This is a genomic window from Streptomyces sp. NPDC031497 (assembly GCF_055580905.1).
Window position 1 is genome coordinate 1 of sequence record NZ_JBVIKO010000047.1, and the last position, 26,149, is coordinate 26,149.

At 66.9% G+C, this 26,149-nt stretch carries 3 protein-coding genes; 2 read left to right on the top strand and 1 reads right to left on the bottom strand.

What is annotated here, in order from left to right:
• Positions 1-101 precede the first annotated feature (101 nt).
• Positions 102-24,752, top strand: a complete 24,651-nt coding sequence (locus ACZ5K7_RS47000; RefSeq protein WP_468924592.1) for a hypothetical protein — start codon at positions 102-104, stop codon at positions 24,750-24,752.
• 295 nt (positions 24,753-25,047) lie between these two features.
• Entirely contained in the window at positions 25,048-25,491 is a 444-nt protein-coding gene (locus ACZ5K7_RS47005; protein ID WP_468924595.1) for a cold-shock protein, read from the top strand.
• Between the two features lie 120 nt (positions 25,492-25,611).
• Here the strand turns inward: ACZ5K7_RS47005 and ACZ5K7_RS47010 are convergent, their stop codons facing one another.
• Entirely contained in the window at positions 25,612-26,019 is a 408-nt protein-coding gene (locus ACZ5K7_RS47010; protein WP_468924598.1) for a hypothetical protein, read from the bottom strand.
• Positions 26,020-26,149: the final 130 nt, after the last annotated feature.

Genomic DNA, 26,149 nt, shown 5'->3' on the forward strand with positions numbered 1-26,149 from the left:
TCCCCGGCATGACACCCACCCGGATCATCCAGACCACACGCACCGTAGACACCGCCGCCCGAACCACCAACTCATGGCACCAAGAATGGCCAGTCGAACAGGTGGCTCAGATAGTCGCTGCGGGCAGGTGGACGACGCAGGAGCACGGTCCGACGATCGAGGCGTTGACCAGGCCTGGGCGCCTGCACATAGTCGATGCCGCCGCAGCCAGGCCCCTGCTCGCAGATCTGCTGCACAAGTTTCCGGTTCTGCCGCAGGCTCTGACGGACGCGCTGGGCTATGTGGAATTCATGACCTCTCCTGTCTTTTGTCCCGATCGACTTATCGATGCTTATATAAAGTATCCCCACCTGATGGAGGGGTTGCTCGCGACGCAGGACGGCAGGTATCCGCTGATCGAGGCGATGAATCAAAGAGACCGCGCCACGATCCTGAGTGTAAACCCGCTTATAACGACTTCCCTGGAGGGAATTGTTTCCCTGATCCTTTCCATGGCCGTACTAGGGCCTGCTACGGAAACGATCGTGGCGGAACCCGCGCTGGCGGCTTCATTGGTGAAGAGATACAGAGCCAAGGGTGGTGGAAAATACACGAGAACCTTTCCTACCGAGTGGTCGCTTATTGCTGCATTGCGTGGTTCATCCGACCGTAATCTGGACTACGACAGGCTGCTCGGCGACCTCGATTTGCGACGTTCCCTGCAGCAGCATGCGGACCAGAGTTTTCTGTGGACAAAGACGCGTGGGCTGCTCGAAGCGGTGATGGCTGAGCGCGAGTTGATCAACATATTGGGTGGTGCCGTCTCCCTGATCGACGTTCTGGAAGACGTGCCGTCTTTCGCCGAGCGCCTTGTAAGTCGAGCTGATTGGTTGAAGGCTGCAGTGGCCAACCCGGCCGTCGCCGATGTGCTCTCTCTGCACCCCGCCTATTTCAGCACGGTGAGTGACGAGGAAATGGGAGCGGCGCTGCGAGAAGCCACGGCCGAGCCGTTGCCTGGACGGACTGCGGCAGGCCGGGGTTCCACGTCGCTGCAGCAGGCCCGGGCGGCGAATCCCGCACTCGACCGACTGCTCATCGAGGAAGGGCATCTCATTGCCGAACTGACGGCGGTCCCGGATCTGGTCGCCACCTTGGCACGTCATCCCAACCTTCTCGATCGCCCGCACCACTTTCGCAGACTGCTCACAGAACAAGGCAAGGGGCTGAAGGGGGCGGTGCGTGAAGGGTCAGCGTTGCTGGCGCCGTTCATGCTGGCCACCGCTCTGCGCTATGCACATTTCCGGTCCTGGCTGCTCTACGACGGCGTACAGGCGCTCATTGAGGTTCCAGACAGTAATCAGATCGGGATGGCCAGTGGGTGGGCGGGTGAATACCCGAACGTGGGCCGGATGCTGTTCGAGTCTCCGACGTTCAGTCAGCTGTTGGTGTACACAGACATGACAAGGCCCCCCGAAATTCTCCTCAAAGCTTGGGAGGTGCGACCCTTCGACGAAACCGCTCTGCAGGCGACCCAAACTGGCAGCTTTGCCGATGTGATTCAAATGATCGACGATATCCCGCGTTTCCTGGACCTTTTGCTTCGGGATGATTCTGCTTTCATGCGCATCGCGGGAAAGACTGCGTACCATCTGAACCTGCTCACGGACGATTTCGTTCAGAACCTCGGGCCGCATGAAGTACTTGTGCGAGAGCTGGCTGCCAAGGCGCCTGTTAATATGCCATTCCCGCACTGGAGGAGGCTGTTCGGTGATGTAGCGCTCCTGAATGCCCTGGATGCGCCAGAGAATATAGAAATTACCAGGATTTTGGCGTCGGCGCCTGCTGCGCTAGCGGAGGTGATCGCCCGTCCCGGCGCTGTGCGCGCTTTTAGTAATGCAGATTTCCGGGCAAATATCAAAAACCTGGTCGGGTCGAAGAAGAAAAAGAATTGGGCGGATGCGCTCGTCGGTGTCGTATCTGACGAGTCGTTCACCGGTGAATCGAAACTTTCCCCAGAGGGAATTGAGCTGACGGCGGAGAAGATTGCGCTTGCTCGGCTCTGGCACCGGGATCCGACTTCTGAGCGAGAATTTTTCGTCGAGACTGCGGGTCGTTCGGGAATTGATCCGGCGCGGCTCTTGGATGCTGACAGGATTGTTCGTGAGAACAGTCAAGCCCTCGGGGCTGCACGAGCAAGCGTAGCCCTGGGAGCAATGCTGTACAGTAACAGCGACGTGGCCCCCTTGTTGATTGAGCGGCCGGCGCTCTTCCAGGCGAAGGAGGGAATTGCTGGTATTCTTCCCCTCGTCTCAAAATTCCCGCAGCTTGCCGGTGCCCTCCGTGCGAATGATCACCTCTACGGATTGTTCATCGAAGGTACGCTGTCAGGCGCTCGATCCATCGATCCGAGTTGGATGCAGGCGTTTGCCGATAACCATCAACTGGCGCGTCTATTCAATAAGTCGAATGCGGCGACTTGGGCTATTGTGCAGAACAGGCACGAGCTGAGGACTGTCGTGCGTGTGAGTGATTCCTTCGCGCGGGTCTTCGCTGACGGTGATCCGGTGGGAGAGCATTTTGTTTCTCCGGACGCGGCCCCTCTGCTGAAGCGGGTGATGGCACTGAAGCCTGCTGCACAGTCCCTCGTCACGGCCGTCGCCGTGAGCGGTATCCCGGTGGCGCGATGGCTGAAAGGCAATTTGTGGGGCGTCGATGTGTTGGCTGACCTTCCGGTGGTGGCTGCGGGCATAACGGAGCACGCTAAGACCTTTGTCGACGAGCGGCTGTTCGATCGGTTCATGAAATCGAATTTGCCGACGGAGCTTGAAAACCGGCCTAGTCAAGTGGGTGAGATCCTGGGCGAAGCAGATCTGTTGAAGACGGCGCTGAGCGTTCCCGGAGTGATCCCTGTGCTGGCTGCGGACACGCGCATGGCGAAGGCCTTGAAGCACGGCCGGGCGCTGCCGGAACTGCTGCAACAGTGGTCTGCGGGGGTCGAACTTCTAGCGCGGTCGTCAGAGACGCGGACTGCTCTGCGCGTGGTCCCCAATCTCGCTGACGCCCTCATAGAATCCGAAAGGCTGCGCGATGAGTTTATTTGGATGCCGTGGCTCCCCACCGTTCTGACGCGTAACCGTGTGATGGTGCAGGATGCTGCAGGCAACAGCGCCATCTGGCGTCTAGCGGTCTCCAGCCGAAAGCTGGCCAACGCGCTGACACCGAAATTGCGGCGGAGGCTGACGGGGCTGGAGAGTCTGCTCGGGCAGCACCCCCAAGTAATCGGCCATTTCTCGTCTACGCCTCGGTTGGTGGAACTGGCAATCGCCCACGGTCCGGCTCTTGCCGATGCTCTGCGGAGGTTGATGAGCAAACGAGCAGACCTGTTCGCTGAGGGGGCGCTCTCGGGCCCTCTGCTTCAGGCAGTGGACGAGGCAATGGCGGTTCCGTCGGCTTCGGCGCCGGTCATGGGGGTGACGTCGACCGAAGCCTCGGACCGAACGGTGCCGTCGGGTGGGCTGATGAACAGGCCGGGGCGCGGCCGCAGTCGCAGGATGGACACAAGGAGGCAGACCGGGGACGCCGAGAGTCGGGCCGGCTCTGTCCGCACGGTGGACCAGGCGTTGGAGTCGGCTCGGGTGTGGGCTGCCGCATTGCTGACGACGGACGAGGCGGTTCAGCTACTGCTCAGTCCTGAGAAGGTGCGGACCGTGCAAGGCCTTGCGGAAGACACGTCTTTGCTTGCACTTCTGATGTCCTCGGAATCCTTCGTGGAGAGTCTTAGTGTTGATCCTTCGCAGTGGCGTGAATTTACATTCCGTTCTTATCTGGCCCCTGGTGAGAGGTGGCGCGATGGGGACTTCGAAAGAGTATTCCAGGGGTATCTGGACGAGTTTGCGCTAATTTTGGATGGCCAGCAGCGGGAGCGAGTGCGCACCGAGTCCCTTCCGGTGTGGCAGGCGATGCGGGACGAAGGTGAGCAGAGAGCGGCTGTAGAAGCGGAAATAGTAAATGAAAGGTTGACGAAGCTACGGGGTAATGATCCGTCGACGTGGGATTTCAGCGGCCGATACGTGTATGCGCTTGACGTCGAAAAGGAGATTATCGAGGGTGTCGATGACATAGCTCTGACGCAAGTGGCGAATGGTCTGACGCCGCCCGTCGAGGATTCGCACAGAATTAAGTACGGGTTGAATGACGCTGTGCATCTCCATATCCGCTCCAGGTCTGGAGGGCTGTCGTACACCAATGTGCTCGGGTCCGACGGCCGGGTCACCGTCCTGGTGTATGCCATGGCGACCAAGCGGGACGGCAACAGCTACGTCTGGCGTGGCGGAAAGGGGACCAAGGGCGCGGCGGATGTCGGCTTGGTGCACAATCACCCCCTCATCATCACGTCACGCCTGATGCTTGAACGGGCTCGCTCTCTGCGGTCTGCCACGGACGCGGTCAAGGGCAAGGCTGTCGTCGGCGGCAGTGGCAAGCTTGGCGCGAGCGGCAAGGGCAAGAGCCGCGTCAAGGCCGGAGAGCCTGGACAGGCGGATGCGGCAGTCACTGGCGCGAGTTCCGTAGCGTCGCGGCCGGTCGGCGACCCGGGCCTGGCGAAGCTGGGCATGCTGCTGGCGAATTATCACACTGCCGTCAGCGAGTTCCAGCATGCTTCGGTCCTGCGCGTTACCCAGGGCCTGGAGCGGTTGAGGTCCGCATTGAGCCATGCCGAAGAAGAGTTGCGCAGTCTCGGCCTGCCAGTGGGTGACAGCTCGGTGCGTGTCGAGATGGCCCACGTCGACGAGGCTTTCGATGTCGGGCTTCGGCAGGCTTACGAGCAGGCCATGGTCGAAGGCGAATTCGGGTTGGCGCGCGAACTGTTCCGCAGGCTGGAGGAGCGCTGGCCCGGCGTGGGCTCGGACATCGCGGCGTTCGCCTCCGCGAGTTCGGCCATGGGGCGATCAGATGCGAAGGGAACCGGAACCCATGCTCGAAGTGGCGACTACGCTCTGTCGGCCGCACCCGGGCACCGGACCACGGACGCGGAATCGTCGACGAGCGCGGATCGGCTGCCGGAGAGCCCTGTCTCAGCAGCGCAGGAACGTTCCGCGGACACCTACTCAACGCCGACACAGCACCCGCAGCCGGAGCAGCAGGGGGGCCATTACGCCGAAGCGGCAGTCTCGGCCGCGGCTGGTGGCACCCCGCCGTCGGCTTCAGCCGTTGACGACGGGATCGAGCCGCACCAATCTGTGCGGCCCCCCGCCTATGTAATCCAGGGCATGCTCGGCGAGGGCGCTGTCGCCGACGCGGAGGTCTGGGACTTCCATCGCGCGACCCGAGAGGCCCATAACGCCACTGCCGCCCTGCGGGGCCGGCAGCCCGCGCTGGCCAGACTTGCCGCGTCCCAGATCGCTGGCATGCTGCTCACCCACGACCATGAGGCATGGAACAACCTGCTGCGTGACGGCCGCTACGTGGTCGCGGACGGCGACTACATCTTCAAGCCCGATGACGGGCCCTTCGGCGGGCAGCGGCTGCACAGGCCCCTTCTCTGGGTCAGGCCGGTTCTGAATGATCTGGCGCCCACTGCCGCCGCCGAACCCGACGAGGTGCGGACCTACGGCGTCAAGTTCGCTTCGCGGTCGATGGACCTGAAAAGCGTCAGGGACACCACCAGCGCCGCCAGCATTGGTGGGCTTCTCGCCCTACACGCCCCGTCTGTCGCCGCGTCGACCGTCGTGCCCGGAGTACCTGCCATCAAGCTGGAAGCAGGTACGTCCCTGGTTCAGGGAAGACGGCAGACGGTCATCGCCGGACGCACCATCATGGTCGACGAGACCACAAGCTTTCACTCCGGTCTGGCAGTCGCCCTGTACGTCAACGGTATTCACTACGCAACCTTGTCCGGAATTGAACGCGGTCTCACGGTCAATTTCCCGGCTGCCCATACCGGTGCCCCCGAGCGGCCGCTGCCGGCGGACCTCGAGTGGCAGCGAGTCGTGGTCGGCGATGACGCACATCTGCACGGCGTGGTCGTCCATGCCCTCGACACGGTTCCGCTGATGCTTGGGATCCAGGAGCAGTTGCTGGGTGCGGGCCTGAGGACCACCGAGGTGTTCAGGGCGGTGAAGCAACTGCATCTGAACGAGGAGCTCCGCAAGCGCGGGCCAGCCGCACTCGGCGGAGGCCTCGCCAGCCGCAAGGTTCGCGTCGGAGGGCTGCTGCCGGGGACCGGTACCGATCTGCAGCTCGTTCTGCGGATGCAGCCCGTCAGTCTGCGTCTGCGTGGGGTTTCTGGCGCGGTGAAAAACCGTCAGGACCTGGGTACCGGCGTGATGACGACGCGTGGACACGGAAGCGAGAGTTCCGTGTCCGCCACCGTGTGGGCGAACGTCCTTGGGCTCGCGGCGATCACGGGAACCCCTCACACCGGCCACCGTGTTGCGAACGGCCTGGCGGTGTCCAGTCTCACTGTCGGTTCCCAGCGGAAAACTGAGAACACGAGCGGCTTCAACAGCCTTGAGCATGTTGTCCTGACCGGCACGGACGTGGAAGCTCGCTATGACGGGCGTGTTCTGCTGCATGTCACATTTCAGTCCACCGACAAGTCGCTGGTGCTGCCGTCGATCGGTGTCACTGTGTCTGCGGACCTGGGGGTCCCGTGGCGTGGCGGCGCGGGGGCCGCTGACCTTGAGCGGCGCCTTCTGGGTCAGGTGGTCTCGCCTGACGTCATGCGCAGTCTCGCAGCGGTGCGGGATGACGCCCAGCGGAACACGCGCGCACTGTTGGAGACTGCGGCGGCCATACCGGCACAACAGGCGGTCCGCTCCTGGCGGGGGATCGGCGGGACGGAGCACCCACCCGCGGCGGACGGACGCGAACCGCTCGCACTGGCCTCCAGACGGGGTCTGGGCCTCGGCGTCGTGGCGGCCCTGCCGGGCGTGGAACTGGTCCGGGACACCCTGCAGAGGTCCGCACACGACCTGGCGCGGCGAACCGGACTCGATGACCGGTCTTTGAGGGCGCTTGTACAGCACATCGACCTCCACGCCGGTCCTGACGCCCTGCAGGGACAGCTGACCGACGCCATGGCCGGACTCGTCTTCACCGTGCCGCTCGGGGGGAGGCGGGTGTACTACGAGCTCAGGGCTCGGCTCCTGGAGGAGCGCGGTTACAGCACGCGGCAGATGACGATGAATACGCGCGTTTCCAGCAGCCGCACGCACGTCAGCCGCATGGACAGCCACTTGGGCGTGCAGCTCGGTATCGGTGCCGGTTCACGGCTGTCCCTGCCCGGCGGCGTCCGCTTTCAGGTCGGTGCGGTACGCCTGATCGGCAGCTACTCCGTCACCCGCGGGCAGCACTTCACCGAGGTCACCGGCGGATACGAGCGCATTGAGGCCGAGGGAGCCGACGTGCGTGAGTACGGCCTGGGCTTCGACCTGAACATGTGGGCGGAGGGCACCCGGAGGCCTTGGCCCCAGAGGCTTGATCATCCGGGGATGGCGGCGCACATTGTGGTCCCGCGGCAGGTTCTGCCCGCCCGCCGGATCACAGCAGACGACGCCGCGTCCGTTGGCACGCTGCGCTGGATAACCCACGGGGCGCGCCCGGACGAGAAGATGCTGGACCTGTCCCGGGGCACCCACGGGATGTTCCCGGTGTTCGCCGACATGCCGGCTCTGCGTATGTCGGTGAGCGGATTCTTCGCGCAGATGTATGGCAGGCGGACGCCGCTGCCGGACGTGTTCCTGCGCGCGATGACCCCGCTGACGCTGGCCGCGCTGCTTCCGCAAATGAGCAGTCCTGACGGGGCGACCGTCGCGGCCACCGGCCCGGATGGGCGGCCGGTGACGCTTCAGCTGAACCTGCGGGCTTACCGTCCGGCGTCGGTGACGACGGACGGTCCCATAGAGATCGAGAGTTACGTCAAGAACAGCGTCCGCAGTGCCGAAGTCGGGTCGACCGGTTTCGGGGCCGAGATCCAGGCCACGGTGGGACCGCAGTTCCGGTACGGGTCTGACTCTGGTGGCGACGCCGAGATCAGTGACGGCACTCTCATCTCACCGGAGGTCGGCCACCACGGTGGTATCCCCGGCGGACGCCTGACGGCGATGGCCTACGCCACCGCCGGAATCCATCACCGGACCCGACGAGAGGAGGATCGCGGGCTCGTCGCGATCAACCGGATCACCTACTCCGGGGACACCAGACTGATTCGCTCCGATGTGGGCATCGACTGGAGACTGACGAGCTACCACAAAACCGGCGAAGTTCGCGACAGTGTCAAGCGCTTCATGATCTTCGCGAACGCGCTGGAAATGGTCGCTTCCAAGGAGCGGACCGCGCACATCATGCCGGCCGAACCGGATCGGGGCGCCGAGGTCGGTGCCTCCACGCGGGGCGTGGCTGCGGCACCCGAGGCGACTGCCCCGGGGCAGAGTGCGGCCGGTGTGCGCACTCATCTGCACGGCGGAGTGCGCACCATGGTGCACGCGGAGGTCCTCAGAGCCGACGGCGTGGCCAGGACGATCGTTCGGGCGTTGGAGGACGCCGGAATGCTGCGCAAGACGGCGTCTTCGGGGCGGGAGAGCGAGGCGGCCGACCGTACGGCAGACGCGCCGGCGACCTTCGAGGAACTGCGCCTGTGGGTGGGGGAGCACTTCGGCTCGCACGCGCTGGCCACCCGTTTCAGCACCATGCTCGGCAACGGCGTCACGTCGTCGTATTACCTGCCAGGCCTGTTCGGCGCCGTACGGGAGGTGCAGGTGCGGGTGCGGATCCGGGAAGTGGGACCCCAGACCGCCGACCGGCCGCGCCCCGACGTCGGGTTTACCGTCCGCAGTGAGGCCGAGACGCATCGCAAGTCGGTCGTGCAGACGGTCAGCGCAGTGGGCGGCGGAGTGGCTCTCACTGGTCGTGGTGGTAGCCACGATCTGGACTCTGGCGGGCAGGGGCACGCTGGCGTCGACTACGGCGTCGGCTACAGCGCGGGCCGTGCCGTCGAGGAGGCCCAGGTAGAGAAGGTGGTGGACATCTACCGGGCCAGCCCCAAGGGCAAGGGTGAGGACCGGGGTGCCCACGAGATGACGCACCCGGTCGAGTTCGACGTCATGGTGGGGATCGTCAACCATCCGCCACGCACGGTCGAACTCCTGGCCAAGGCCGGTGAGCGGGCAGCGGGGGGCGTTGCCACCCTTCTCGGGCTCCGCCGTACTGCCTTGCCCTGGGTGCGTGCCTACAGGTGGCGGACCAGCCGGCGAGTCTCGGGGCAAGCGCAGTTGCTGGTGCCGCGTTTCATGACCTCCGACGCTGCCGCGCCGACGGTTGCGCGCCCCTTCGTCCGTCCAGCCGGTGTCCAACCTGGCTGGAACCGGCGGGCCCCGCAGAGTCCGGGCGGCCTGAGCGCGGCGCTTGCCGAGCATCTTCACGTCCTGGACGTGCCGGCTGCTGACGTGATCCGCTCCTATGCCTGGATCGCGGCTGAGGGCCCTGCCCATTTCCCTGTTTCGTCGCTGGCCCACGTGGCCTCCGGAGCCATCGGTCGCCGGGGTGTGGACGGCGAGCACCTCGGTACGGTCGCCAGGGCCGGCTACGACCTTTTCACTCAGCCGGATCTGCTCGTTCCCCGGATCGCGGAGCTGCTGGGTGCCGACGGGCTGCCGATACCTGTGGACGGCCGCATGGTCCGCGTAGCCCTCACGGTTACGGGAGTTCAACTCGTCGGTCCGGCGGGCGGTGTCCCGCATAAGGCGCGCCGGTACCGCCAGCGGGACGACGAGCACGAGAACTCCCGGGAACAGTTCGTCGGGCTGCACCACGGGGGTGGTCCCGAGGCCGGCGGAGGCTCGGAGGCCGTTGCGTTCCTCAACCGCGATCCCTTCGAAACCGGACTGCGGCGTGAGACCGGCATTACTGCGGCTGACTCCGAGGTCGAGGAGCACAACCGGGAAGGCACGCAGCCCTTTCGCTTGGTGGTGGCTGATGTCCGTGTAGCCATCCGCGGCGGCAAGGACGAGCTGTCGGTGTCCGTGCCCGGTGGTCTCGTGGGCATGATCCGTACTACGAAAGACGGTGCCCTGGTCGGCGGTCTCGATGCGCTGCTGGCTCCGCTGGTCTCTAGCGTCGATTCGGCGTCCGCAGCCGTGACAGGCCATGAGGAAACAGCTGTCGCAGGAGCCGGCGTCGCGGAGCCGGGCACCGCTTCTCTCCGTGAGGAAAGGGGCGACCGTACTGGCCAGGATGTCGGCGCACCGGCTCCGGAAACTGCCGACGGAAAAGCACGCGAGGCCGGTAATGTGCCGCGAGTACCCGCCCGCGGGGACGACGTGCCGGCCGCTCCGCTCACTGCCCTGCGGGCGGAGGAGGCCGCGGAGGTCCCGAGCACCGGAAGCGTCCGCCAGGGCGCCCCTGGGGCCGCCGAAACCGTCGCAGCGTCCGGGGAGCCGGCCAGCGGCACGGCTGTCGGGGCCGTGGACCGGGTCGACCCCAACGGCGCGGTCAGTGTGCTTTCCTTTGGTGCCGATGTTGAAGGCTCCGTTGCGCCGTGGGGCCACAGGATCGACCTTCAGCCGGACGCACTGGCTTTCGCCGTCCCTCGGTCGGGCCTTCCAGGTATGCCCGAACTCGTTCGGGCGGTTGAGCAGCACGCCGCCGAATTGGGCCACCGGCTGTCGCGGAGCACGGTGGACCGGCTGCCCAACAGCCTGCTGCTTGACTTCCGTCACCTGCGATCCGGTGTCGTGCTTCCGCTGGGATCCGACGCCGAGATGCGGATTCAGCTGGTCACGGAGGATCCGAAGCGTGTGATTCGTCCGGCCGGCGTCTATGACGGTCGGGCTTTGGACCTGATACCGGAGGAGTCCGAGGCGGACAGCGCTTCCGGGCCCGCGGACAGCAGTCCTGAGCCGACACTCGCCGATTCCCGTACGGGCAAGCCGCTCGGTAGCGTGCCCGAAGACGGCGAGGCGAAGCCGTTCCACGCCAACGAGGCGATCAACGCCGTGGTCAACCCCGGTGCCGTGGTGAGGACGTACTCGTCTCCCACAGAAGCGTTCCGTATCCAGGTCGCCGCTTCGTTCGGTCTCGGCGTTGGCCGGGTCGGCCTGGGCGCGGCACAGACCTATTCCACGAGCCGCAGCACCACCACGGTCGGTGACGCCGAGCGGGGCCGTGTCGCGGTCGCCAAGACCGATTCCGACATGGTCGCCCTCCGGGCCACCTGGCGGATCACGCTGCGCACCGGCAAGAAGCCGGCCGGGGGCGGGCAGAGTACGTTCACGGTCACGGCGGCCGAAGACGACCGCCTCGTGGTCTACGTGCCGCGCTATTACCTCGAACCCGCCCCGGCGCGGCAGGTCGTCGCACAGGGAGAGGAAGTCGCCACGCTGCGGACACTGCTGCCGCCGACGCATCTCGCCACCGGTCTGACCGGACTGCCCGAACTGTACGACAGCGTCGTCGCCCTGCTGGGGAACGGTCCGAAGCTGGGCGTCGGGAGCGCTGCTCGTGGCGAGCTGCGGCAAAAGCTCTGGGACCTCGAGGCCCATCTCGAAGAAGCGATGGACTCCGGGTATCTCATTACCCTCCATGACGCGTACGGTGCTCCCCTGGCCACGGTACTGGTACGCAGTGAGCGCGACTCGAGCCTGCCGCCCGTCCTTGTGGGTGCGGCCAGTGACAAGGCCGCGGTGGAAGACGTCAGAACGGCGATCGAAGGCGTCAGCAGCAGTGACACGAAGGCCGCCTCCATCCGTGTTGCCCTGTCGGGTGGGGCGTCACCGCTTCCTCTGGGCCCCAATGTCTCCGTTGAGCTCGCCCGCACGGACTCCACCAGTGCTGGCCTGAGCGTCGGGCGTACTGGTTTGAGCGTGGAAGTGCTGCGGGTGATGGAAACCGCTGGCTACCGGCTCGGCCTGGTGCATACCGCCCTGGTGTCGGTGGCCGGCCGCGACAAGCGGTGGACGCAGCCTGTATGGGGTCAGGGCCATCTGCGGACGCCCGTGTCCGAGGCATTCCGCTATGGCCTGCCCGTGGGCGAGGACGCCCTGGCCACCCCGGACGAATCCATGGCGGGGGCCGCTACCGATGCCGTTGCGGTCCCCCGTGCCGTACCTGAGAACACGGCTCTACGTCATGCGCCGCGTGCGGACAGCGTCGGCCTAGAACAGTTGCCGGCCCACGCGGTCTCCGGCCGCGGCTATGGCACAAGCGTGGTCACGGTTCCCCACAGCACGGCCCGAGAGCTGTTTGAACGCGTCTACGGGCTGGCACTGCAGGGGGGATATGTTCCCAACGATCCGACGGCGCCTCTGCGTGAGGGTAACGATGTGCTGCGCAGTCACCAGCACGCCAATCTGGAGACGCTGCGCAAGCACCTCAACGCCAGGGCTTTGGGCGTCTTTTGGTCGAAGCTCAGCCAAGGCGGCCTGTTCGTCGAGCTGACAGTCCCGACCAGCACCGCGGGCGTCGTCACGGGCATGAAGATCCTGTCCCTTCTTCTGCAGGCCCGACCCACTCCCGGTACGACGGCGCAGTTCGTCGGTACGACCGGCGACTTCACGGTTGCCCATCTCAGCATGGGTATGAGCACCGCCAGGTATTCGGCCAGCAGCAGCATGCGCACGAGCCTCGTCGGGAGCATCCGAGGCGGCGGATCCCTCCACAGTGGCGGTTTTGGCGTCGGTGCAGCGCACCAGTACAGCGTCAGCAACTCCCGTAACAACATGGTCAATGAACCCGAGCTCGAGGAGTATCAGGGCGGTGACCTCCGGCAGTTCACCCAGGCGGTCGACTACCAGCTCAGCCTGAAGGAGAGCCTGACGGGTCTGAACCGGCTGGGGACGGTGCTGCCGACGCCGTACCGGAGATGGAGTCCGCCGCCCACCGTCTCCTTGACCGGCCAGAACATAGGCGTCCTTCTCTTTCCCATTGGCACCCCGCAGGGAGCACCAGCAGCCGTCCCAACTCCGCATGCACTGCTGGAGCACGGCGTCATCCACTACGTCGACACCACGGGCCTGTACGACGAGGCGGCCGCGCTCCTTCCCGACCTGCTGGAACGGCCCGGCAACAACGTCGAGGCATATCTGCGCAACTTGCTTGGCCCCACCGTCGTCACGTCGCATTTCCGTCAGATCCTGAACGGCGACTTCTCCAGCGATCAGCCTTTCGCCGCCGACTACTTCTACAACCAGAACGCCGCCGTGAACGTGTCGGGCGCCCTGAGCGGGTCCACGTTCGTGGGCGCCACGTCCAAGCCGTTCGTGTCGGGCAAAATCACGATGGGGCTGACCCAGGCCGGCAGCGAGCAGAAGAGCTCACGCAGTCTTCAGCTCACCTTGCCCAGCATCGGCGCCAGCGGGCCCGTAGGGGAGGGCGGAGTGCTGCAGGCCGGCCTGGACGTCTCCTGGGGACGGCAGTGGAACACCGCCACGGCCACGGAAGTGACCGGTGCCACCGAGGCCATAAGCCTGGGCCTGGGACGGCCCATGTACTTCTACCGCACGTCCGTGACCTACACGGTCAACGCCCTGCAGATGGCGTCAGCCAAACTGCTGCCCACCCGGTCCCGGTCCGGAACACGGACGGTGCCGAACCGCGACGTGGTTTACGGCCTGCCGGAGTGGGCGGCGCTGCGTGCCTACGGACGCGGCGAAGTGCCCCTGCCCGACCAGCAGCTCGTCGATGTGATGAACCTCTGGCGCGGGGGAGAGGTCCGGCTCAGCGGCGACACCGTCGCCGCCGTCTTGGTCCGCTGGGCACAGACCACACCGGACACGGCCGGCTCCCCGGCCGGGCTCACCACCTCCCACGCCGGGCTGGCCGACCTGCTGTGGGAGATGCACAGCACAGGAGAACTGCCGATCCTGGACGGCACCGTCCTGACCGACTTCGCGAACCTGTTCGACAAGCCCCTTCCTGCCCCAGAGGCTGAATCGCAGGCCGCCGTGCCGACGGCCGCGCCTGCCGGGCGGGCGAACGACCTGCCCGACTACCTCACCCGTGCGGGTCGGAGCTGGTACTTCGGACACGGTGCGGTCCGTGACGTCATCGGCGACGATCCTCAGAAGACGCCGATGGCCGTCGTGACGGAACTCCTGCGCAGTGTCGCGCCGAACGCCATGACCACCAACCCCGAGGTGTGGGACTCGGGCGGCCGGAACATCGGCACGCTGCAGGGCCTGCGCAGCGCACTGGAGACCATGCTCAGCCCCAGGAGGCTGTGGGCGTTCAGCGAGGAACTGCTCTCCCCGGACGGGATGACGTTCTACTTCGCCCATCCCCGGTTCGCCAGGGCCGGAGTGGGCGTCGAGGTCGTCCAGCTGACGCTGCACGCCACGACCGACGCCTTCAAATTGGTCGAGTTCCTCCCGAACACCGGTCTGGAGCACTATCGGCACGGGGGTGCCACCACGTCGCGCACCACGTCCCGGGACTCGACCACGTCGGTGAACGTGAGATTCGGTGGCGGCGAAGGGACCGGAACCAGCACGTTCGCCCTGACCGGCATCGCGGGTACGGCAGCGGCCACCCATCGCGCGCTGAACCGCAGCACCACCGAGACCAACGAACAGACCGCGTACAGCTATGACCAGGGAACCTGGCGGGCCGACGCGCGATTCCGGCTCGATGTGGAAGCCAAGCGGTTGAGGCTGAAGGGGGCCGGCTGGCCGATCAACGCCGTCATCGCTGCCATCGGTGACCGGCTGGGCACCGTCGCCCGCTCCGCCTCCGACTCGGTCAGCGGTACGGTGAGCCTGCAACTGCCGAGCCCAATCGCCAGGTTCCAGCCCCAGTACGGGCCGTTCCTCTCACCGGACCCTCGGCCTCTGCCGCAGCTGCCCGCTGACGTTCATATCACCGGGGAGTCGGTGGACGGACTCCGCGAGGCGGCCCACACCTTGTGGCAGCGTCTGTTCGGTGTCCATCCGGAAAGGGACCGGACGCCCGTCAACAGCATTGTCCTCCAGCTGTCGAGCCCTACCCAGGTCGCGGCTCTCCTACCGCGGGCCCAGTGGGCTCCGGTGATATTGACCGAGTCCGCGTTCGAGCTCGGTCGGCCTGCCGACCGGGCCACCATCTCCCTGCGGCTGCACGGATTCACCCAGGCGCGGGTGCTCGGTCGCTTCGAAGGGGAGATCGGGATCGGCCGCTACGGCAAGACCCAGACCGCGACGACACCGAGTTCCGGCATTGACGGATGGCGACCCTCGCATGGTGTAACCGGTTCCGGGACCGCTCTTGTCCCCACGTCGGACCAATGGGCGCACACCGCAGGGGGAGAAGCTCCCTTCAGCCGTGTAACGGCCGGCACCACGACTGCCGCGGTCGGCGAGAGCTACCGGCGCGAGCAACACATCAAGCAGCTCGGCTCGGCTACCTGGCGGGTCGCCTTGACGGCACATCTCTCTCTGAGCGCACAGAAACGCCATGAGGGTTTCGGCCCGACGTATTACGACCTGCCGGTGGAAGAGCACGTCACCGGCCGTGTGGAAGTCCAGCTGAACGAAGGAGAACTGGAGCAGCTCCTGCACCGTCTGAGGGAGTCTCCCCATCCGCGGGCCCTGCGTCCGCGGAAGTGGTCGGCGCTCGACGGGGTGCGAACTCATCTCGACCTCGTTCCCCTGCTTGAAACGGCTGCCACGGCCCGAGGCGGCACAGTGGCTCAGTTGCCCGAATCAGTGCTTCACGCAGTGCACAGGCTTCCCGAGGGCCGCGGACGCGCGGCGATCGCCCTGCGCCTGGACCGGGCCCACCTGCGGCGCGTGGCTCATCGCGCGGCTCTGCGCTGGGGCATCGCCACACTGCAGGCCGATCTGGAGGCAGTGGTCCCGGCCCGGGCGGAGACCGTGGTCCTCGACCGGGTCCGGGACACCGTCGGCAGGTACGAAGCAGCCCTGCAGGACACAGCCGCAGGAGACAGCGATCCGTGGGCGTTGGTGCGTGAGGTGAACGAGGCCCACGACGCGCTCAGGCGAGGGGACAGCCCCGTGCCGCCGGTGAGTCTTCCCGACCTGTTGCACTTCGCCGAGCTGAACTGGGACCACTGGCTTCGCGCCTTCGCCCACGAAGCGGGCGTCCCTGTACGCCTTGACCTAGCCGGGCTCGACGGGGTCGTCCACCGGCGGTGGGCGGAGCCCTCCGGGCGTGTCCACGCCTTCCATCCGCTGGATCGTGACGACTCCTCGCCGGGCTTCCGCAGCCTGACCGTCGACCAGGCTCAGCAGGCCGGCCTGCTGATGCCCGCGCAGGCCAGGGCGGTTCAGGAGGCTGGTCTGACTCCTGCCGAACTGGCGCAGATCTACCGCACATCGTGGAGGGACGGCAGGACCTTCGCGGAAGCGGCGGCGCGGGACGTCGACGAGCGGATCCGTGCGCGCGTCCGTCTGGCCTTCCGCCCCCTGCCCGGTGAGGGCGCGGCCGCGCTGCGGGAGCTGACACGCGTGCTGCGCGGCCACGGTCATGGAACACGTGCCATGGTGGAGATCACCGGCCGCCACGTCTACGCGACCAACGTCCGGGGCCGGGTCCGGTTCTTCGATCGCGGTGGCAAGGAATTGTCGGCCGTCACGGCGGAAGGCCCGGTCCGCTCTCTCGAGATCGACACGACGGGTGCGCTGCTCGACCGACAGCCGCAGGTGGTGGACGCGAACGGAACGAAGATCGTCTTCCCCCAGGTGGGCCTCACTGTCGACTTGTTCGACTTCTTCGCGCGCTATGGACCCGTCGATGGTTCGCCCGACCGGCAGCATGATCCGGGGGACGCAGCCACCCGCTCGGGACGCACCCGATTTCTGGAGACGGTCGCTGAGGAGGAGTCCGAGCAGGAGTCGCGCCACCGGGGCGGCTTCGGCGACGACGAACTGGACGCCGGGACTGCGAGCTCCGGCGGACGCTCTTCGCTTCCCTCCGGCGCGGCTGTAGCCCGGGAGCCCGGCGTCGGTCTTTCTTCGCAGCTGCTCGCCTTCGGCGCCCCGGAACCACCCACCGACGACGCGATGGAGGAGCACATCGCGGGCGGCGCGGTGGTGACCGAGGGTCCAGGGTTCTACACGCTCCAACCGCTCGGGCCGCTGGACGAACTGCTCAGCGAACTGATCGTCATGCCGTCCCAGGTCAGCCGGCCCGTCGCTGCCCGGCTGGAACTGCGGCGACTTCTCGCTCTCGTCCTTCGTACCCCGGAGGCCCTCCGGGCTTTCCGGGAAGCGGATCGTGGCGGCGAGGACACCATGCCGTGGCGGGTGCTGGTACTGCCGCGTGACCTAAGACTGACGGAGGTGCCTGGCTACGGCGACTTGCACGACCTGCACTCCGCGTCCGGCCGTCCGCGTCCGGCCGGGGGAGCGCGGGCTCTGACCGATTCCGCCCGGCGCGTGGTGGTCGTGCCGGAGGAGAACCTGACCGGTGAGAGCCCCTCTGTCGAAGGGGTGCAGGCGCAGCACGAGGGGTACTCCGAGGTCCTGCACGAGTTGTTCCATCTGCTCTGGCACCGCCTGCTGACAGACCCACAGCGACAGGCGGTGAGCGATGCTTTCGAAGAGAAACGGTCGGCGGCGCACGCCTCCGCGGTGCGCTGGCCGGACGGCCCCCTGACCGCCGACGGCCGCGACGACGTCAACTACTCCGCCACCAGCGTCGAGGAGTACTTCGCCCAGGCCGGCAACGCCTACCTGGGTGCCAACCACGGCCGCGACCCTTACACCGGACAGTCCCGCAACAACGGCGCCCAGTGGGTCCGGGACAACGAACCCAGACGCGTCGTCACCCTGCTGGAAAGCCTGCTCGGTGCTCAGGACTCTGCGATTCCCCCGCTAGCCAATCCCCGGTTCGCCACTTGGTCGGAGACGGAGGCCCTGGGCGCGGCCGCAGACCTCGAACGGCTGGCCGCGTCCGGACAGCCGCACCTCCCAGCACAGGAGCGATGGGAGGAGCCCGACCCCAACCCGGCCGTCCCGCCCGTGAGCACCGCCATCGCCCGGTTCGGCACCCCCGAGGGCCCGTATGCCCTTGCCCATGTAGAGCCGATGCTGCAAGAGACCGTCGTGGCGCTCCAGGACCTGGTGATCCGGCAGGTCGAAAACGACCGAGGACCGGACGAGGCGCTCCGGGTCGCCGTGCGCGCCCGGCTGACCGCCCGCTGGCTGAGCGGCGAGCAGGGACGGCTGTTCGACGAACAGGGTGCCGCACTGCCGGTGACCCACCGGGACACACCTCACCTGGCTTTCCTGCGGCTGCGGCTCTCCGACCCTCGCCCAGGTGATCCGGCCATCGCCCCCATGCCGGACGGCAACCCGGTCAGTACTCAGTCCTGGGCGTTTGGTGTCGACTCACCGGGCAGCAGCGCGAGCCACGGCACCCAGGCTCCGGTGAGTGTCGAGTACACCCACGCCTTCCGATCCACAGGGAGCGGACGGCTTCCGCAGGTCACCCTGCTGCCGAGCCTTACCTTCCTCGCGCATCAGCGCCAGTCCGAGGCCACGGCTGCATTCACGAACCAGCCGATGCTCCTGCTGCGCAGCCGCGAGCGATCCGACCTGTACCACTACCGCGTCCAGGCCGCAGTGCATGTGGCCGTGGCAGACTCGTCCGCCTCCCGTCTTGCCGCCCACATCACGCCTCCAACTGGCGATGCTTGGTACGAGGTCCCCGGTCCCCTCAGCGTGTGGTGGCCCAAGCATGCCCAGGACGAGGCCAACCCTGCGTCTTTGACCAGCGGGAATCCAGAGCTTCGCCCGGCGACGAAGGATCTGCTGAATCGGGTTCCGCTGGTCATGACGGAGGCCTTTGAGCACGCTGGCCGCATCTTGCAGGACGTGCTGGTGTCCTTCGGCGGCGAGCTGAAGAACATCTCCGCGCTCTCCCTGGAGGAGCTGCGCATCTTCTTCGGTGAGGGCCAACTGCGGTCCAACATGCCTCTGATGACCGACGGTCAGCTCACCTCGCCCACGCTCTACGACGAACGCGGTGAGGCGATCGGCGCGTTCCAGGTCAGCGTCGACCTGTCGCATCGCACCGGTCCGGACGCGCTTGCCGGACCCCCCACCCGTGGTTCCGTGCTGGAGTCGCACGTCCTGCGGTCCGTGCAGGTGGCTGGTACTACCAGGGCGGTCAACCGGATGGGCGTCGGGTTGGGCGTCGGCCTGGGCTGGACATTGGGTACGCCCGACCATGCCACCGGCACTCGGCAGCCCGGGCTCGGGGTGACCGGACGCATCGGCTTCTCTCGGCAGGACGCCGTCACCGTCGGCGCTACTAACGGAGCCAAGAGGTCCAGCTCGCTGTGGACCTCACGCCCACTGCTGCGGGTATGGGCTGACGCACACTTCGACATCAGACTGGTGCGCGCTCACGGTCCGCGGCGTGATCCGGCCCCGGGTACTCCGCTGGCCGGCGACCCCCGGTACTCAGTGATCCTTCGGGTGCCGTCGGAGGCCACGCTGACGGGCGCCCCCCGGACCATGCGCTACCTGCCACCGGAGATCGGCCGCCTGCGCTCGCTGGACGTGTCGGTCACTCCGCTGACCGTCGACGGGATCAGTCCGCTCTTCGACCGGCTGGAATCCTGGTTGCGCGACCAGGGCTTCCTGCCGCCGGGACCGTATGGCGACGCTCCGTGGCTGCTCGGCAACATGCGCCGACTCGCGTGGCTGCGCTCCTCGCCACGCTACGCCCTCGCCGAAATGCTCCAGGGCGGCCAGCGGATCCGCTTCACCAAACCATCGGTCACCGGTGAGCGCAGCGTCTCGGTCCTGTTCACCACCGAACGCCGCGACCTGTCTGGACGGCCGCAGGGCGGGGCCGTTCACGAAATGGACCTACCGCACGTCCGGACGCTCAACTACACGGGCTCGACCATCCCCGGTGAGGGGAGGACCGAACACGTTCCATGGGCGTTCACCAGTACCTTGCAGGGCTCGCTGACCAATCTCTTCGGCGGCCGGGTAGGTCACTGGCTGAGAGGGCTTACCCCCGGCTACGACTACGGCAGGCAGCGAACTGTCACGCACGTCGGCGGAAAGGGCGTCGGCCACGAGTTTTATACCCTGGGCCCGGCTGACGGCATCAGCGTCTTTGCCGTTCCCGTCACCCACGTGATGCAATGGTGGACGGACGCCGGTAGGGCCCTGCCGCCTGAGGAGCACGAGGGCCAGATCAGGCTCGCACTTCCCGCGTACCGCACGCTCGGTGAGCCCGCCACCGAGGAGGCACCGGTTCGGCCGCGCGCCCGGCCGCGCACCGACGCGGACCGGGATCAGCCGGTCGGCACGCTGAGGCTGCCTCAGACCGCGGTTGTGGACCGGTTCGACGGCAGCGACGTCCTACGTGCGGCGGTGCGGGAGATGCTTGCCGAGGCTGACGGCACGGCAGCGGCACCGCAGCCGCGGACGGCCGGAGCCGACGAGAAGATCCGGCGACAGGCCCCAGGGGATGATGACTCCAGTGAGTCCGACCTGCCGTCCATGCCGGGTGCCTATCCCACACAGACGGTGCGGCCGCACGACGACGCCGAAGCGACCCCCCAGGGTCCCGAGGACCTTCGGCCCCGGCTCGCTGACACGCTCCGAAGGCCCTGGCGGCTTGCCACGGGGGAAACCTTGACGGCCCCGCACGGCGTCGTGCAGGAGATCCTGGATGCGGCACTCTCCCCACACCACCTGCTTGCCAATGTCTACCGCATCCTCAACGACTCGTACGTCGTGGAACTGCACGGCGCCGGCTCCTCAGGCATCCTCACCGGCCTCCAGGCCAGGATTGAGGTCAAGGGTCACCTGACCAACGTGCGGACTCTGGCCCGCCCGGGAGTGATGGACTACGAGCGCTGGGTCCAGTCGGTCGACTCCTCCGCGTACACGGTCGGTTCCACCAGCATCCACGCTTTCGGCCTGGGGGCCGCGGGCGACCATGGGGGATCCCGAGCCTCTGTCGCGCTGTCGGGCCGCTACGCGTGGGGTGGCGTCCGCACCGACGCCACCACCGTGAACGACAACTCGTCAACCCTGCGCGTCACTGCCGTCAACGACGAGCCCCAGGTCCATCACCTGGTCGGTGATGTGCGATTGGAGGTCGGCGTCGCGGTGGGCCGGGACGACGTTGTCGCCAGGACGGCGACCGGCGGCCCGGCCTACGAGAAGACGTACGTGGTGGACATGAAGGACGCGCTCGCGTTTCTGCTCTCGCCGGACGACCTGGCTGAGGGCAGCCATCCCGAGTTCCGGACGGAGGGCGCGCCTCTTCCTCCAGTCCCCGGGCCGGACGACCGGTTGCTGCCCGACTGGTTCGTCCGCAGTGGTGGGCAGATCGGTTATGGGTCGGTCGTAGAGGTGCTTCCCACGGGCGGACGGTCGGCACTCGCCCGGACTGTCCTCAGGCTCGTGGAGAAAGCGGCGCCTGGCACGACCGTTCCTGGTTCCTCGACCTACCTGCCGGGGGTGGCGGGTCACATCAACGGGATAGCCACCGGGCTCGGTCCGCATACGCTGGTCGATCACGGTCCGGACGGGCGTACCGTCGTCCAGTTCCTGTACCACTCCCCCCTGGGCATCCCACTGCTGGTGGAGGTCGCGTTGAATGCCCGGCCCGCCGACGGCTGGACGGCCGTTCGGGGCCGTCCGGTCCTGGGCAGACCCGGCTTGGACAACGTGCTGGGCCACACCGGCGGCGACGGCAGCGTGCTGCCCGATCCCGGAACGACTCGGCAGTCTCGCACTGCCGCAGACACCAGTGCCGCCGACTTCTCCTTGTCGGTGGGCGGCCACGGCCACACCGGGCGCCTGGGACTTTCCGGCACGCGACAGACCGGCGCCACCCGGGCCGCGACCTCGCTGCGCGAGGAGCGGATATGGGAGCGCAGTATGGGCGAGCAGAGCATCCGTCGATTCCGGCTTCCGTACGAGTACAGCGTGGCAGTCACCACCCGGGTCATGGACAGGTCGTCGCTGCTCGAACTCGTCCGGCTGCTGGGGACCGGCCTGGAGCGAGTCGGCGTACAGAAATCGGCTGCCGCCGTGTACGGACTGCTTCCCGATCCCGTGCGCGGCACGCTGGAGCGTCTGGTCGGGATGGTGCCGACTCTCCACCGACAGGAGTCCGAAGTTGTCCGGGCCGACGTGGTGATCCACTTCAATGAGTCCGAGACCCGACCCGAGCCGGTGGAGACGACGCGACCGGTGGGGCAGGAAGAAGCGGACCGGCCAGAGCGGACGGCGGTGGCCGAACGCGCCGAGCAGACCACGGAGACCGAGCTGACCGGGCGACCGGGGCGGACCGAGGCGGCACAGACGGACCCTGTCGTCCCAGCCGTCTACACCGACGACCCCGCGCTCTCGCTCGTGGGCCGGCCCGGCGCGGTCGTCGTCGACATGGAGGTGGCCGCCGGCCTCAGGGCCCGCCTCAACGGACGGCAGTGGGAGTTCACCCAGCGTCGGCCTGTCGCGCTGTACCACTTCGACGCCCTGGCCCAGTTTGCCGAGGCGCTGCGCGCCGTCGCGGGGATCGGTGCACCGCCCGGCCAGGGCACCTCCGTCTCACGTGAGGGAGGCCTGGTCCGGCTGATGGGCCCGGTGCTGACCGGGCTGCCCACAGCACTGTCTCCGGCGGCGGTCACGCAGTACCTCGGACAGCCGGTCACGGATACCGTGAGCATCAAGGTGTCGGTGCACGATCCGGTCGTCGTGGCAGAGAGCGTGGACACGGCGATCGACCGGGTCAGGATTGCCACGGACGGCTCTTTCGCCCAGGCTGCGGGAGCCACGGGCGTGTTCCCAGCTGTCGGCTACAGCGGCCCGCTCGGGGTCTCGGGCAACGACCGCCTCGGGGCCACTGCACCGTTCGGAGGCGGGCAGGTCACCGACGGCCAGACTCACAACACCGCCGCCCCAAGGCGGGACATGGGCCGGTTTGGCACCGCCGTGGCACGGGCGGAGAAGGGCGTTCCGGGCTATCTGATCGAGGCGGTCCTCAGGATCGAGGTCACCGGACCGGGTGGTGCCACGCGGTGGGTGGTCGGCAACGCCTGGCTGCGTACGACGGTGCAGCCGCCGATCCGGGACGCTGCACTCGGCGAGAACAGCGGTGCCCCGTCGAACGGCGCCGTCGTCGGCCAGCCCGTGGCCCAGGTTGGCAGCGGGCTCGCTGACGGGGGCTCTACCTTGCCCGTCGGGCGGCATGGTGCGGAGCCCGCTGACCGGCCGGCCCCAGAAGAACACGCCGCAGAGCCGCCCATGGGCAAGGCGGCCGCCCCTGGGGGCGAACGCGCTGCCGACGGCCCGCCCAGGCTGTCGGTTCCTGGAACACCCGACGGTTCGGCATCTGGCCGGAGCGTGCCTGCTCGCCCCGGCGTAGTTGTGGGGCATGACGCGCCCTCGCTTGATGAGTACGTTCTGACAGCACTGCGGGGTACCGGACCCGCTCCCCGGCCTCTGGGCGAACGGCGATATGAGGCTGAGGCCGCGGTGTCCTCCCCTGGGACCACTTGGCAACCTGTGAATCCCACGCTGAGTGCTCGTGCGCGGTCCGCTGTCCCGGGGGCCAGCGGCCAGGACGCATTGGGGATCACGGACACGGGAAGGCTCCAGAACGTCGATGCGGCTCCGTACGGCGTGCCGATCAGGTCCGCCAGGTCCGGCGCACCCGTGCTGGGTCACGACTTTACCGGCCTTCTTCCGCCGGGTCTGCAGGTGCTACGGGCATCGGACGTCTACATAGCGCATCAGCATTCCGGCACGGGGGATGAAACCTTGGAGGCGGCGAGGGCGCCCTGGTCCTCACCGTTCCGGGCCATGACGGAGCCCTACTTCGCCGTGCTCGCCGGCACTGCAGAGCTGCTGCAGGTCCGGATACCGAGCGGTACTGTCCCCATGGCGCCTCACGTGTTCGCGGACCACCTTGCTGCTCGGCCGGAGGTGCAGGCCCTTCGTCCCGACACCCCGATTGTCCTGCTGATGTCCGATGGTGCATCCGGCGACTTGCGGCTGCCTCGACTGGTGGCAGCCCGGACGGGGCGCGCGGTGTGGGCACACAGCGGAGAGATGTGGCTTCGTCCCGCTCAGCAGGCGCGAGAAATAGTCATGACCACAGTGACTCGTGATTCCGTGCCGAGGGGAGACTGGATTCTGAGCCTGCCGGACGATCTCGGCACCGTATCGCCGCGCGATCGCGCTCACGTGATGCCACCGCCCGCCGAGGAACTGACCACGGTGGACGATCAGTCGTTCTCCACCGGGTCTCTACTTCAGCAGACCCTCACCGACCGGTACGGCAGACCTCTGGGACGTGCCTCTCTTCCCGCCTGGGAATGGGCGGAGGACGATCAGTTCCGGCGTGCGGCACCTGTGGAGATCAGCGATACCTATTCGAGGTCTGTCCTCCGCTTCGGCAGCCGGGTGCAAGGACTGCCGGGCACCGAGCGGCGCGTGCCGTGGGCCTCAGGCGCCGAGATATATGTGTTCGACACTCACGGCTCGCCCGACAGCGTAGAGCTGCAGTTGCGGAACGGCGGAACCGTTCGTGTGGGCGGGAGGGAGTTCGGCCGGTACCTGCGCCGTCGGCCGAGCCTGTCCAGCCGTCCGGCTTCCCATGCGATCGTTCTCATCTCCTGTTTCACGGGTGGCCGGAGCACGTCACCGGACGGAAATCTGGCGCAACAGGTCGCTGATGCGACCGGGCGCGTTGTGTATGCACCGACGGGGGGGACGAGCATTTTGCTCGGGGTGACGGGCGAAGCCGACGGTAGCCCGGGCCAATGGCTCGTCTTCTACCCCCGTCCGAACCGCGGACGCCAATGATCGGCGGCTCCAGTGACAGGGCGGTCGGACACGACCGGGACCGGGCGACAGGACGGGGAAGTCGCCGACGGACGTGGCTGGACGGCCCGCCGTAGACGTGCGACAAGGAAACACATATGTGTGTCATCGGCACACGTATACTGTCATGGGTGTGCGTAGCGCGACTGACGCATAATCTGAAGAGTAGTTTTTCGATCACGAGTGATGCCGGTCGCGCCATGCGAGGTTCTGGCGTGTGCCACCGAGTGCATATGCTGCACCTGCGGGTGCGAAGTCGAGGCAGAGGGTTGGGTTCATGGTTGCTGGTCGTGTGGTGCGGTTCGACAACGCGCGGGGATACGGCTTCATCGCCCCGCAGCATGGCGGTGAGGATGTCTTTCTCCACGTCAATGACCTGCGTTTCCCCGAGTACGAGGTGCGTCCTGGGTTGTCCGTGGAGTTCGAGGTGGAGGAGGGCGGGCGTGGGCCGAAGGCTTCCCAGGTCCGGCTGTCGCTGACAGCCGACGAAGTCCCCGCCCAGCCGATCGTCCCGGCCGTGGCTCAGAGCGCGCTCACCACGCCCGGTGCGGCTGCAGAGCCGGACGATCAGGTGTGTGACGTATTGAACGAGGCAGAGTACCGTCACGAGATGACGGAGGCCCTGCTGAACGCGGTCCCGTCCCTGACAGGTGAGCAGATCATCCGGGTACGCGGCGCGCTGCTCGAACTCGGCAAGACCCACGGCTGGATCGAGAACTGATCCTGCTGCCCGGCTCGGGGAAACCGCAATGACGAGAGGGTCCGCCGGCGGTTCGCGGCGGACCCCTGTGGAGTGCGGCTCAGTTCACGGTCAGAGCCGACGTGTCAGCGACCGACTGGGTCACCATTCGCTCCACCCGAACTCATTCCACGATTCGAGATAGTGCTGGTTCTGTGCGGTGGTGCCCTTCGCGGCGGCGTGAGTGCCTCCGTAGCCCCCGCCGAAGTACCCGAGATAGAAGAAGTTTGAGCTGGTGTTGTACTTGCCGTACACCGTCACCGAGACGGTGCCGGCGGGAGCGTGCGTTGTACGGCACTGGCCGCTGAGCACCAGGGGATCGTTGTACTGGACACCCGACATCGTCTTCCACATGAGGAACGACGCGTAATTCCCCTTGGAGCAGAGCTCAACCTGGTTGAAATCCAGAGCAGCCGAGGCGGAGCCCGAGGTACCGATAACCGCGCCCAGGGACAGACCCGCGGCGGTGGCGCCCATGCCCAGATGCCGTAGCAGCTTGTTCACCTTCACGAAAACCCTTACCGGAGGAGGAACAGTCGACAAGTCCCGCGGCTGGAGTGATCCGCGGTTGCCTGAGGCTAGCCGTCGGCACTTGACGGATTGTGGAATGAGTGTGGAACTGCCCTTCCTAGCACGGTAG

Coding starts and splice junctions, on each gene's coding strand:
- ACZ5K7_RS47005 (WP_468924595.1), top strand. CDS start 25,048: ATGGTTGCTGGTCGTGTGGTGCGGTTCGACAACGCGCGGGGATACGGC.